Here is a 13,329-nt window from a genome sequence, read left to right as displayed (position 1 = left end):
GATAAGGGGGAATACCTATGGCGTTCATAACAACAAAGGAAAGACCTTTTCATTTTCCAAAAATACGTGAAATGCCTGTTAAGATGTTGTATAATGTAGCAATAGGCGGGTAGTTGAATGAAAAATGATGTTGTAATGTATGAAAAGGTCTACCAGATCTTAAAAAATAAAATTATGTCCGGTTTGCTCACCAAAGGTACAAAACTGCCCTCGCGAGCGAACCTCTGCCAGGAGTTTCAGACCTCGGAAAAAACGATACGCCGCGCATTGAAAATGTTGATTGAGGAAGGCCTTGTTGAAACAGAGCAGCGAAAGCGGCCTATGGTTTCTTATGCGTATACTGGAGGACTGCCGGCACCTGCAGATTCCCGTTTTCATAGAATGGCGCATGCCGCGTCGATCAATGATATTATAAAAACAGGTATTCTGCTCTGCTATCCGATCAATGAGAGGGGACTCCGCCTTTGTAGGGGAAAAGACTGGGATATCCCCAAAGCAATTGTAGAGAAAATGGATCCGCAAAAACCGGCTGAATTCTGGAACCTTTCCAATCGGTTTTGGCGCTTTTTTATCTGTAGAACAGAAAACGATTTGATCGTACGCATTGTGGATCATCTAGGTTTTGGAGGGCTGGAACTGTTGCCGGGGACTTTTGAGTTGAGAAAAAACTATCGCACAGGCCTGGAAAATTTGATGCAAACAATGAAGGACGGAGATGAGCCGGAACGCGTTCACTTCGACGAGCTGTTTGTGCTGTATGGATTGCCTTCGGAAAATGGAGAGGAGCTTTCCGGGCGTCAGTTAGAAGTCAAATCTTCGCTGCAAATCGAAGCAAAAGAGTTGGAACATCAGATCAGCAAGGCCCAGGAACGATATTCCAGCGTGTATCTGGATATTATCGGACTGATTGCTATGGGGCGATATCGGTTGGGTGACCGTTTGCCGCCGTATCAGGAAATGAGCAAGTACTACTGCGTCAGCATCGACACAATTTCAAAAGCAATCTCGATTTTGCAGAGGTTGGGTGTTGTGACAGCGGTACGGGGCAGAGGAACATTTATAGCCATTAATCAGGATGATTTGAAAAAGATCCAAATCGATCCGGAATTGATCGCCTGTCATGTGCGGCGTTTTGTGGATAGTATGGAACTGCTTTCCATGACCATTGAGGGCGTGGCGGCCCATGTGGCGGCTCATGTTTTACAGGAAGATGCCCGCTGGCTCTCGAATGAATTGAATCGACTCTGGAAAGACGGATATATGTACCAGAGTTCTCCCAGTGTACTGCTGGATTTTTTGGTAGAGCATATTCAGTATGACACATTACAGGCTGTTTACAGAGTGGTACAGTCCAATTATCGTATTGAAAGAAGTATTCCAAAGCTGATTGACCGAAAAAAGACCCCTGGAGACTATAAACTTTTTCAAATGAGTATGGAGGCAGCCAATTATTTGATGAAAAGTGATCCTGCTCATTATGCGAAAAAGATGAAAGAGGTCTTTGATTATACTCGGCATATGGCGGTGTCCGCATGCAAGCGGCAGGGCTACTGGGAGGCTGCCATGAAAGTGTACGATGGGACGATGCTTTGGAAGTAATAGAAGTTATTACTTGGGCCATGCAATAATCCATGGCTGTGGATCCAGATTCGCGGAAGTAGCGTGTCTTGCGGGCTGGAACCAATCGCAGAGGAATCGTTCGGCTCCCATAATATAATATCCATCCTGATAATGGTCTGTCGTATCATAAGAATCGCCGAAAATGAGAACATCATCACTAAAATCATCAGTGCCCATTGTGTCATAGCCGATAATATTCATGTAGTGTCCGCCATAATCGAACCATTGGACGATGATAGGGCGCTGCTGTTTCAGATGGCCTGTTACCCAGTCAGTAAAATCAGCGGTAGCTTTATCCCAGTCAGCGTCATAGTCAAAGGTGTATTCTCCATTTACACTTCTCTCATAGTTCCATCCGATTTTCTTAAAGAACTTTTCAAGCCCGTCAATTCCAACGCCCTTTTCGGTCGTACCGGCCATTTTAGCGATGGTTCGTTCATCATAATCCGTATTCCCATGCCAATTCATCGTCATAAATACAGATGCAGCACCGCAGCTGTATTCAGTTGTTTCCTCATATGGTGCAAAATTCGAAAGGATCGTCAGAGTATCGGTTGACTTCATGTTATAGACATCCAGTATCTTAAAATATGGAGTATCAAAATGGTCACCCACCGATTCATAAGAAGCTCCTCCGCCTTCAAGCTCACTATATTCCGCAGGCGTTGGGAGCAGATGCTTTTCATAAGGCGTATCCGCCGCACCTGCCGATTTTTGAGAATCCGTGCTTTTGTCAGAACAGGCTAACATAAAGGATGCCATTACCAAGGCCAACACAACGAATAAAACTTTTTTCGATTTCATAAGTAACCTCCTTATCAATTTGTTTTGTTATATTGTATAATGAATATACACAACAAAAAAGAAAGATTTTGCTCAGAAAAATATTCCTGTTGCGCAAACATACAAAAATAAGTTTTTTGTATTTACAAGTAGGGGTGATCACATGCTCTTAGAAAGTATCAATTATCTGGAAGAACTGCCTGCTTCCATCGAATTTCAATCCGTATTGGAAGAACCATATCATTACCACAAAGAACTGGAGCTTGTTCTTGTACTTCGGGGAACGACAAGCTTGAAGGTCCGCCATAGTCAGTATAAATTAAGCGAGGGTGATTTAATTTTGATCGATATGCGGGATCTCCATCAATTCTACAACGCAACAGAAGATATTCTGACCGTTGTAATGCATTTGGACGCGGCCTGCTTTTCGCATCTATACCCGGATATTGAAATCATGGTCTTTACATGCGAAGAATGTTCAGAAGCTTTTCAAGACGCAGAATACGGCCTAAAAAACAAGGTGGAGCTATTAAAACATGTTCTTGGCTGCATTATGTTGGAAACGGCAAAGGAAAAAAAGAACCGCTCATATATAATGGAAATGCTGGAACGGTTGGTCCATACACTGGTGAAAGAATTCCAGGGCTTTTACATCGAAAACCACTGCTTTAAAGTATCCCAGGAAACTGCAAAAGAACTCGATATCAAGAGGGCCTACCAGATAATCAAATATATCGGGCAAAATTATGAAAACAAAATCAGTCTGCAGGAAGCAGCGGAGCATGTGTATCTGAGCCCTTATTATGTTTCACATCTATTAAAACGTATAACAGGACTTAATTTTCAAACATTTGTAAATTATATAAGGATGGAATACGCAGAAGTCTTGCTCTTGGAAAGCAATCTGCCACTGACTCAGGTAAGCGAATTTTGTGGTTTTTCTTCGCCTGGTTATTTCAGTCACTTTTTTAAAGAGTGGCATAAAGCGACTCCCGCAAAATATAAAGAGCAGTTTAAAATAAAAAAGAGAAAACAGTTGAAGGTGCAAGAAGATCAGGCAATGAGGATTTTGATGAGCAGGATCCCTTCCCTTAATTCCCGAAAAGCAGATTCCCTTGCCCAAAACATGAAAGTAAATCAACCGGACGTAAAAGAAATGGACCAAGGAAAGAACGCGCTTTTTCAGGAGGATCGGATGCAGAAGCTTTTCCCGGAAAACTTGCCTTCGTGGCAAAGAGAGGAATATGTGATCGAAGCACTGGAATATTATAAGAAATACCGATGGAAAAAGATCAAGAAATGAGGCTGTACTGAGACGAATTGACTACTTCAGCAATAGACGCGTTACGGAAAATTTTTAACAAATTTCGATTTTACGCAAAGATGCGCATTTACGACGACTCATATTGAGAACATGAGCATTGATACTGCGTTGCCGTAAGGTATAGAATCGTGAAAGAAACTCGACTTGGCCCATTTCTTATTATAGACGGAACAGGAGGAAGAAATGAAAAGTACATACAAATTGATTGATGAAAAAACATGGGACCGCGCAATGCATTGCATGGTTTTTAGGAACAGCGTCGAACCTGCATTTTGTGTGACCTTTGAAGCAGACATTACAAATTTCAGGCGTAAAGTCAAGAAACAGGGGCTTTCTTTCACCATGGCTATGGTTTTCGCTGTATGTAAATGCGCAAATGAAATTGAAGCCTTTCGCTATCGTTTTGTAGGTGGAAAGGTCGCATTATTCGATCGGATTGACACGGTGTTCACATATTTGAACAAGGATACGGAGCTCTTCAAGGTCGTCAATGTGCCCATGACAAACGACTTGAAAACATACTGTGAATTGGCAATGAAAACAGCAACTGAACAAAAGGAATATTTTACAGGACCTTTGGCAAACGATGTGTTTCAATGTTCCCCCATGCCGTGGGTTACTTATACCCATATTTCACATACCAATTCGGGGCAAAAAGATAACGCAACACCCCTGTTTGATTGGGGGAAATATTACGAAAAAGAGGGGAAAACTCTAATACCGATCTCGGTGCAGGCCCATCACTCCTTTGTGGATGGCCTGCACATCGGACAGTTTGTAGATAAATTGCAGGAATTTTTTGATAGAGGGAGTAAAGAGTGACTATGAAAGTGGAACAGTTTGTAATGGCATATAAAGTGGAGCAGGATCGTCTGCGGGCCATGCTGCCGGAAGGGTTTGAATCCCTCAGACCAGTGTTGAGAATCAATGCGGAAATACGAAAAACTGACAAAGATGAAACTGTTTACGTGGAACTTAATACGCCTGTCGCAGCGTTTAACAAACGGGGCTGGCTGAATATTGCCAATTGGAAAAGCCCTGCCACAGATATTTCGTATGAGAGAAGTGGAGCCGCGGTTACTTTTCAGTGTCCGTTTCTGGAAATCACCTATACTGGAGTGAGTGTTGAAGGCGGCTGCCCGGCGGAAAAAGATAATGACGGCTGCTTTTTCATCGGAGAACAAACAGACTTTCGAACAACAGAGGTGATCGATCAAAATAAAGAATTCTGTGACTGTCAATTTGAATGGAAATTCGCTGATGGCGATGCTCACGGAATAAGCATTGGCGGCAAATCTGTGCCAGCCTGTCCAACGGAGCCCCAGCAAACTTACGAGAGGCAGGAACTTTCGGCGCAAGCGGCAGCATCAATAAACTGCGAACAAATTCTGGGGTCTTATGTTGTTCGGTTTGAAAGGTGATGGATACACTTCTCATTGTCAGAAAATATTGGATTTGCCAGGGTTCTATAAAAAATAGAGATACGTTGCGAGCTGTATCGCCAGAAAGAAAGCCGTGAAAACATCCAGTATCATAATTCTTGTAAATAGGCTGTAATGTTGATAGTTGCTGCTCTGTTTTTAAGTCTGCATGAAAAAAGTGTCAAAATGGAGGTCGTTCTTCGCCAATACCGATATTTTCGATTGAACTATATATTCGAGAAAGGAAACTAAAAAAGTTAGCTGATGAGGATGAATCTTATTTAAAAAATGCAGAGATGGAATGGCTATTCATATATTTATTCGCATTTGATCAATCGGAAGCTAGAAAGGTGTAAAATCAATGAAATATAAAATAAATGATCAAGATCTCAGCTCCTCCACATTTATTCCGTTTGTAAACGGAATATGGCCGGGAGAGTATGACTCGGATAAAACGCAGGCCGCACTATCGAAAACATTGAATATCACTGCTTATGATGATGAAACACTTGTGGGCTGCCTGCGAATTCTTACAGACGGCTATTACTTCGGAACAATTACAGAGCTGCTGGTTCTTCCGGAGTACCAGAGACAGGGAATCGGCAGCAGACTTCTTCAGCTTGTCAGAGACAATACCCCAACCATGCTGTATTTTGGCGCCCAGCCGGGGCTGGAACATTTCTATGAAAAAAATGGATGTAAAAAGAGTTTGCAATCCTATATAATAGAACCAGAATGATAAAAATAGTTGTTTGACATTCGCCCCAATGAGTATTTGGCTCGGAACACCAAGGTGTTTCGGGCTTTTTCATTACACAAAATATCGCCTTTCATCGTGTCCTGCTATTTTGTATAAAAAATTCAGATAATTCAAATGATTTGTATTGACAAATGCAGTATAAGATGATAAATTTGAGTTGTCGACAATATAGATGATATGTCGACAATGAGAACAAAATATTAAATGATAATGACCAATTATTTGGACAGGGACGTGGAGGATGGAAGGAGATTGTTTCGGAATTGAAAATTTGGAGGTGAAAGTCATGAAATCGTAATACTGGTTAAACGTTGGAAAAATAAATTTGAGCACGATTATATTAGGAGGTTAGATATGAGCCGTTATTATGCAAGTATATTCAATGACGTGCTGGGTCCGGTGATGACGGGGCCGTCCAGCTCCGCTACTGCAGGACCGGGAAGAGTCGGGCGCATGGCCGGTATGCTGATGGAAGATGTGAAAGAAATTGAGATCCGCTTTGCAAGGGATGGCGGATTTGGAGAATCTTACAGAGGATCGATGACGGACATAGCCATTGTGGCCGGGATCTTGGGCATGGATCTGACCCATAAAGACTTTTTGAAAAGCTACGAAAAGGCGGAGGCCGCGGGGATTTCCGTTTCCATTGTCGTAGAAGATGTGGAAGTCATACACCCTGATTTAATTAAAATCAGCATGACCGGAAGGGACGGCGAGAAGGTAAAAATGGAAGGCGTTTCTCTTGGAGGCGCGATCATAGAGATCATTAGCATCAATGATATTGCAGTCAGCCTGAAAGGATCAACGACAGAGATCATCGTTATGGCGGATGAAAAACCCGAATGTATCGATACAATTACCGAAATTCTGCGAAACAGAGAGATACCGTTTGATGTAATCACAGAACCGGAGGATGCGCTGGCCGAAATCAGAGTATATGCCATTTTGGACGCAAAAGTCAAAAACGAGATTCAAGAGAAAATAAAAGATTACGGGGACCGAGTAAGAATTTTGGATCCAGTCATGCCAGTAGTAGATAAGCCGGATGTAAAGGTGAGCTATTCTACGGCAGCGGAGCTTCAAGCGTATTTGAAGACCCACGATATTCCCTTATGGGAAGCGGCTGTTTTGTATGAACAAGAACGCACGGGCTGGTCTCGTGAAGAGGTTTTAAATTTTGCAGAAATGCTGCTAGATCGGATGGGAGGTTCCGTGGCCTACGGGATAAAAAGCGATTTCCAACTGAGCGGTTTTCTGACACCCAAGGCAGCGCAGCTTAAGAAGGCATATGAAGAAGGAAAATGGTTTGATACAGGAATTATCGCAGAAGCCTGCATCTATGCGGTAGCAGTAATGGAGTGCAATGCTGCATTGGGCATTTTGGTGGCCGGACCGACCGCGGGATCCTGCGGCGTTCTGCCTGGTATTTTGTTTTCCGCATATAACAAAGGAAACTATGATAAGCAGGACTTGGTGAAAGCGTTAATGTGCGCAGGGTTAATCGGTGTATTCATCGCAGAGCAGGCAACCTTTGCCGCAGAGGTCGCCGGATGTCAGGCGGAAAACGGGTCTGCCAGCGCTATGGCGGCGGCAGCAGGCGTGCATCTTCTGGGCGGAACCGCTGACCAGGCTTTGAACGCCGCAAGCCTTGCCTTTCAGCATCTATTGGGTCTTGTTTGTGATGCCCTGGGCGAATGCGCGGAAATCCCTTGTATCAGCAGGAATGCGGCTACCGTATCCAATGCCATCATAAGCGCGCAGCTGGCTGTCGGTGGATTCGACGGTGTGGTCCCGCTCGATGAAACCATTCAGGCAATGATGAATTGCGGAGAACTGATGGCAAGAGAATTGCGCGCTACAATGCTGGGCGGTTTGTGCATCACGCCGACGGGGCAGCGCATTGAAAAAGAAATGCAAAAGAAGTTTTATGTTGGAGATGAATGTGATGTGTGCAAGTCATGTAAATCTGAGAAAGGAAAAAAGGGAAATGAGTGATTATTTCAGACACTATGGTTACATAGAACCGGGCAAACAAATTCGTTATAGCTGCAACAAAGGCGGAATGGGAACCTGCGAGCCGGTGGGCATGATCGTGCTTGATGCATGGATGCCGTGTCCTCCCGGACATGTATCAAACGGATGGACCTTTGATTTTCCAGTACGATATGTGGAAGTGCCGGGAGCCAGCGTAGAACGGGTCGTGCATGAAGGTGATCAAGCAGTGGTGAATTTGCTCATTGAAGCGGCGAAAGGATTGGAAAAGGATGGATGCCGTCTGATTTTCGCTGATTGCGGATATTTTGGAAGATACCAAAAAGAAGTCGCTGCCGCAGTGGAGATACCAGTCTACATGTCGTCCGTGATTCAGGTGCCGTGGATTACGGTTTCTCTCAAACCGGACCAGAGCTTAGGTCTGATCTGCTCCTATGGTCCGGGATTGACTTACGATTTATTTGAAGCCTGCGGGGTGAGCAAACAGAATTTTGAACGTTGCGTTATTGTAGGCGCTTCGGCGGAATGCCCGGAATTCAATAAGTTAACCCAAGAAGAGGCAGGGGAATTCGATGGCGAAAAAGTAAGAGACGAATTGGTCCAACTGGCCGTCAAAACGAAAAAGGAACATCCTGAAATAGGCGCGTTCTTAATGGAATGTACGGATATTCCTCCGTATACGGCCGCAATTCAGGAGGCGGTCAACCTGCCAATTTTTGACGCGACGACTATGGTGAAATTCCTGTGCAACACAGTGACGCAGCGTCACTACGGCGGATTTATATAAAAACTGAAACAGTTATAGTTCAAATTCAAGGAGGTGTAGAATGACCAATAACGCGGGTGCGCCCCTCATTAACGATAACAGCAGGATTGTGGAGCGAGATGTAAAAGTATCGGCAATGGTATTCATCATTTTCAGCTTTTGCTGCGGAGGTTGTTTTGGGGTCGAGGAAATGATTTCCTCATCAGGACCCGGAATCGCGATTCTCGTTCTGATCCTAATGGTATTCTTTTGGGCGATTCCACAGATCTTTACGGCATCTGAACTGGGCTCCGCGATGCCTTACGCGGGCGGCTTTTACAAATGGATTCAAAATGCTTTAGGTGAATATTGGGCTTTCCAGTCCGGGTATTGCAGAACAATTTCCCAATATCTTGAAATGGCAGGGTATGTGGTGTTGGCCACAAATTATCTGGGCATGCTGGTGGACTTAACCAATATGTCGGCATATGCAGTAAAAGCAATCATTATTTTAATCATCACGGCGGTTAATCTGCGGGGTATCAATGAAGTCGGCTGGGTGAGCACGGCTCTGTCCATTATTGTAATGGCGGCATTTGCTTTTGTAGCGGTTATCGGATTCGTTCATATGGATCATAACCCGTTTGTCCCATTCTTTGACCGGGAGAACGGTTTGGGCTGGAGCATCTCAGGGTCACTGGCAATCGGTATTTGGATGTATTCCGGATATACGTCGATCTCTACCCTTGCGGGCGACTGTAAAGATAAAAGCGTTGTTTGGAAAGCCTTGCTGGTTGCATTGCCGCTTGCGGTTATAACCTATGTGGTGCCTACGATTGCCGGAGTAGCCTCTGTAGGACCTTGGCAGGAGTGGGGGATCAGCGTAAATTACAGTTCTGTCGCCCAGCTTGCGGGCGCTCAGTTTGGGCTCGCCTTTTGTATCGTTGCAATGGCCGGTAATATTTCCAGTTTTAATTCAGCAATGATTTCTTTATCAAGAGGATTTTATGCAATTGCAGAGGACAATCTGGCCCCGAAAGGCCTTACAAAAATCAGCCAAAAACGCGGTGTGCCGCATATTTCGATCCTCTCCATCGCAGTCGTGGCCCTGGCCACCTGTCAGTTGGATTTCGATGTGATCATTACGATTACCGTGACGCTGTCACTGGTGTATTATGTGTTAATCTTTATTTCCGGAATTTATATGCGTATAAAAGCGCCGGATTTGTACCGCCCGTTCCGAGTGCCACTGGGGAATGTCGGATATTCCCTCTTTATCCTGCCGGGAATCATCATTGCAGTGATCTCTCTGCTGATCAACGGCGCCGATTACTTCCTGGGCGGACAGTTTGGAATCCTCTTGATCCAATTCATATACCTTTGGTTTAAGATAAAGCGGGGAGGGCTCCATTCTACGGATCCCAAGAACAATCCGATCAACCCTAAGACGAAATTATGTTACGGGGACTTGGACAGAATGTTTAAATTGATTGGAGTTTTAGCGATTTTAGGCTTTATTTCCAGCCTCTTTCTTCCTTGGTACGAAGGCTCCTGGGGAGCCGAATACTACATGGAAACCTATGGGTTCGAAGGGGCATTTGAACTGATTATAACAGGAATCCGAGTAATGACAGGGGTATATGCTGTTTTAGCCGCGATTCTCTACGCACTCTCCCGGAAGTTCGATCCAAAGGAAAACTGGATTCCAGCCAATAAAATGTGGCAGGAAACATATATCAAATAGGACGTGCGAGGTATGCAGGCGTCTCTCGTCCCCTCCAGATAGGGGAGTGGAGGGGACGAGGGTGTCTCTGTATAAAGTTATGGTATATTCTTGTTTACGTACAACTCTAAAATTTGCTTGTTTTCCTATTTCGCTGCAGCTTAGAAAGCTACAGCGTTTTTTTTCGTTCTTTTTCATATATTATTCCGTTGCACCGTATGGAAATATTGCGGGAGAAGAGGTAATGGAGATGGTTAACTGTTCTAACGTGTACGATATTTATCGAAAAATATAAAAAATTCCGACAGTTGTAGCATAAATATATTGACAATGGTCGAATAAAGTGATATGGTTATTTTGTCGATAATATAGATAATAAGTCGATAATAAAAACAAATAACTTAAAGTCGACAATGACGACGACAAACTCTGGAAGAAAGGGAGATGCTTATGAAACTTTCGGAAAAAGACAGAAAGATGCTCAACGGAGAATTTGGTGAAGTTAAAAAACTTGCAATGGAAAAAACCATTGAATATGCAAAAGTACTCGGCGCGGATGAGCTTGTGGACGTGGACAAAAGCACGAGCTGCTATGACGATATGTCTGATTTTTTAAAGTGCGGCGATGATCTTGATTCACGATATTCTCTCGCGTACTTAGGCAAGGAACTGAAGCTGGATTCTCTGGTGGCCGAACACTGCTTTTGCCAAGATGATGCCTGCAGCATTGACGGAGAATCCTGGGAAGCCTTAAACCAGACCAAAGAATTCTACGATTATGTCAAAGGCTACCTGGATCGCGCGCAGGAGCTGGGCGTTATCCGCGTGGGGTGCTGCACGCCGTATCTTACAGGCTGGATTCCTCTGATGGGAGAAGTTTTTGTTACAACCGAATCCAGCAATATATTGATGTGCAACTCGATTTTTGGGGCCAGAGGAAATTGCGGGGGACAAGCTACAACGTTCTTAGCTACTTTAACCGGGCGCACGCCGAAGTGGGGCTACCATCTGGATGAAAACCGGTATGGAACTCACATTGTGCATATCAAGTGCGAGACTGAGTCAAGGCAGGACTGGGATTTGCTGGGATACGTGCTGGGAACTCAATTGTCCAGCGGAGATGTTCCCATTATCGCAGATGGATTTAAAAAGCCAGACATTACGCTCCTGAAAAAGTTTTTTACTCCCCTTGCCACAACCAGCAACGCGGAGCTGTGCTTTTTCGTAGGCCTCTCGCCGGAAGCCAGAACCCTGGAGGATGCGTTAAAAGGACATGAGCCCACAGGCGAAATTACCATTACACAAGAAATGATAGATGATGCAAAAAGCCAATTGTGCCATTCACAGCCGGGTGAAGTGGACTATATCGAAATCGGCTGTCCCCACTGCGGGATCGAAGAGCTGCAGGAGTTTGCAGCTTACATGAGAGGGAAAAAGGTTAAGGACGGAGTAAAGTTTATCATCAACACCGCCTTTCCAATGCTAAAAACCGCAGAAGTAAACGGATATGCGCAAATACTGCGCCAGGCTGGCGTTTTCATTTCCACCTGCGGGTGCCTCAATGTACATTCGTGCGCAGCCGAAGGCGCAAAAGCCATCGCCTTATCATCGGCCAAATTGACTCACTATCAGAAGACGGAGCAAAGCATACCCGTCTATTACGGCTCGGATCAGGAATTGATGGATGCGGCGGTTACAGGTTACTGGGGAGGTAAGTAGATGAACAAAGATAAGATTTTACGGGGACGCCCATCGGGCGGCAAGCTTGCGGAAGGATACGCGCTGGTTTGCAAAAACAGCATCATGGGCTGGAATGGAATCGATGTTGAGACAGGTGTTATTACAGAAAAAGGCCACTCATATCAAGGCCAATCCATTGAAAACAAAATCCTTGTTCTTCCAGGCAGCAGAGGCTCAATCGGCTGGTCGGATTTCTTTTATGGCTGCCATCTGAACGGTCATGGCACGGCGGGCTATGTGCTGACCAAGATGGATTCAAAATGCGGGACTGCTGTTGTAATGGCAGGAGTTCCCTGTGTAAGCGATTTCCCGGAAAAACAGGATCCGTGCCAATGCATTCGGACAGGGGATTATGTAAGGGTTGATGGCGAAAAGGGTATGGTGGAGATTTTGGAAAGGAGCATCAAAGGTTAGGCTATGAGAAAAGAAGACTTTAGAAATTGGTTATGTGAAAACCCTGAGATTGTAATTCTCGACGAGAATATCATCACCAAAGACGGCTTGAGCTGGGAGTGTCTGAAGGAATTCGGCGAACTGACCGTCTTCCATAATACGCCGCCGGAACTGGTTGCAAAACGGTGCAAAGATGCCGACATCATATTAACGTCAAAATGCGTGATTTCCAGATCAGTCATGGAGGTCTGCCCAAAGCTCAAATACATCGGCGTGCTGGCCACAGGCTACAACATGGTGGACCTGGAATATGCAAAAGAAAAGGCGATTACCGTAACCAATGTGCCTGCATATTCCACGGCATCGGTCGCACAGTTTACCATATCCATGATATTGATGCTGGCCGTACATGCGGAGCAGCACGCACAAGCGGTAAAGGAGGGGATGTGGCTCAATAGCAAAGAATTTTGCCTTCACTGCCCGCTGACAAAGGAAAATGAGGGATTCGTCAACCAGGCTGCCATCAGCAAGATGAAAAACGGCGTGATGATCGTCAATGCGGCCAGAGGCCGGCTGATCAATGAAACGGATTTGGCAGAAAACCTCAAAAATGGAAAAATCACAGCTGCGGCACTGGATGTATTATCGGTAGAGCCGGCACAGGAGGACAATGCTTTGTTAGCAGCGCCCAATTGTTTTATCACTCCCCATATGGCGTGGGCGACAAGGGAAGCGAGAGAAAGGCTCATAAAATGGACCTATGACAATCTGGCTGCCTTTTTACAAGGCGAAGCGTTAAATCGGATTGCTTAGAAATTATTGAAATGT

Annotated in this window: 12 protein-coding genes; 11 read left to right on the top strand and 1 reads right to left on the bottom strand. The window is 44.8% G+C overall.

The features are described from left to right. Positions 1 to 117: 117 nt before the first annotated feature. The gene (locus NIA71_RS06310; protein ID WP_253019954.1) at positions 118 to 1,599 is read left to right on the top strand and encodes a GntR family transcriptional regulator; all 1,482 of its coding nucleotides are present in this window, start codon (positions 118 to 120) and stop codon (positions 1,597 to 1,599) included. A gap of 9 nt (positions 1,600 to 1,608) precedes the next feature. Here NIA71_RS06310 and NIA71_RS06305 read toward each other — a convergent pair whose 3' ends face one another. Next, entirely contained in the window at positions 1,609 to 2,424 is an 816-nt protein-coding gene (locus tag NIA71_RS06305) for a C39 family peptidase (protein WP_253019953.1), read from the bottom strand. 142 nt (positions 2,425 to 2,566) lie between these two features. On the opposite strand from NIA71_RS06305, the gene NIA71_RS06300 reads away from it, so the two are divergent. The 10 genes from NIA71_RS06300 (at position 2,567) to NIA71_RS06255 (ending at position 13,314) form a co-directional block, all read left to right on the top strand. Continuing rightward, complete coding sequence (locus NIA71_RS06300; protein WP_253019952.1) at positions 2,567 to 3,706, top strand: AraC family transcriptional regulator; 1,140 nt, start codon at positions 2,567 to 2,569, stop codon at positions 3,704 to 3,706. A gap of 204 nt (positions 3,707 to 3,910) precedes the next feature. Next, on the top strand, positions 3,911 to 4,549 hold the full coding sequence (locus tag NIA71_RS06295; RefSeq protein ID WP_253019951.1) for a CatA-like O-acetyltransferase: 639 nt from the start codon (positions 3,911 to 3,913) through the stop codon (positions 4,547 to 4,549). Further along, on the top strand, positions 4,546 to 5,148 hold the full coding sequence (locus NIA71_RS06290) for a hypothetical protein (protein WP_148396348.1): 603 nt from the start codon (positions 4,546 to 4,548) through the stop codon (positions 5,146 to 5,148). The genes NIA71_RS06295 and NIA71_RS06290 overlap by 4 nt, the downstream gene beginning before the upstream one ends. Before the next feature lie 361 nt (positions 5,149 to 5,509). After that, positions 5,510 to 5,887 (top strand): GNAT family N-acetyltransferase, encoded by a 378-nt coding sequence (locus tag NIA71_RS06285; RefSeq protein WP_253019950.1) that lies wholly within the window; start codon positions 5,510 to 5,512, stop codon positions 5,885 to 5,887. 375 nt (positions 5,888 to 6,262) lie between these two features. After that, a complete protein-coding gene (locus tag NIA71_RS06280) occupies positions 6,263 to 7,903 on the top strand; it encodes an L-serine ammonia-lyase, iron-sulfur-dependent, subunit alpha (RefSeq protein ID WP_253019949.1) in 1,641 nt (546 codons plus the stop codon). Beyond that, the gene (locus NIA71_RS06275; RefSeq protein WP_253019948.1) at positions 7,896 to 8,687 is read left to right on the top strand and encodes an aspartate/glutamate racemase family protein; all 792 of its coding nucleotides are present in this window, start codon (positions 7,896 to 7,898) and stop codon (positions 8,685 to 8,687) included. Before NIA71_RS06280 ends, NIA71_RS06275 begins: the two co-directional genes overlap by 8 nt. A 40-nt stretch (positions 8,688 to 8,727) precedes the next feature. Continuing rightward, positions 8,728 to 10,389: an APC family permease gene (locus NIA71_RS06270; protein WP_148396351.1), complete on the top strand. Its 1,662-nt coding sequence runs from the start codon at positions 8,728 to 8,730 to the stop codon at positions 10,387 to 10,389. Between the two features lie 429 nt (positions 10,390 to 10,818). Then, a complete protein-coding gene (locus NIA71_RS06265) occupies positions 10,819 to 12,087 on the top strand; it encodes an aconitase X (protein ID WP_253019947.1) in 1,269 nt (422 codons plus the stop codon). After that, complete coding sequence (locus NIA71_RS06260) at positions 12,088 to 12,522, top strand: aconitase X swivel domain-containing protein (protein ID WP_253019946.1); 435 nt, start codon at positions 12,088 to 12,090, stop codon at positions 12,520 to 12,522. It begins immediately after the preceding gene. Between the two features lie 3 nt (positions 12,523 to 12,525). Continuing rightward, the gene (locus NIA71_RS06255) at positions 12,526 to 13,314 is read left to right on the top strand and encodes an NAD(P)-dependent oxidoreductase (RefSeq protein WP_253019945.1); all 789 of its coding nucleotides are present in this window, start codon (positions 12,526 to 12,528) and stop codon (positions 13,312 to 13,314) included. Positions 13,315 to 13,329 lie beyond the last annotated feature (15 nt).

The organism is Ihubacter massiliensis, assembly GCF_024125305.1.
GTDB lineage: Bacteria > Bacillota > Clostridia > Peptostreptococcales > Anaerovoracaceae > Hominibacterium > Hominibacterium faecale.
This window is presented reverse-complemented; position numbering and strand designations above follow the sequence as displayed.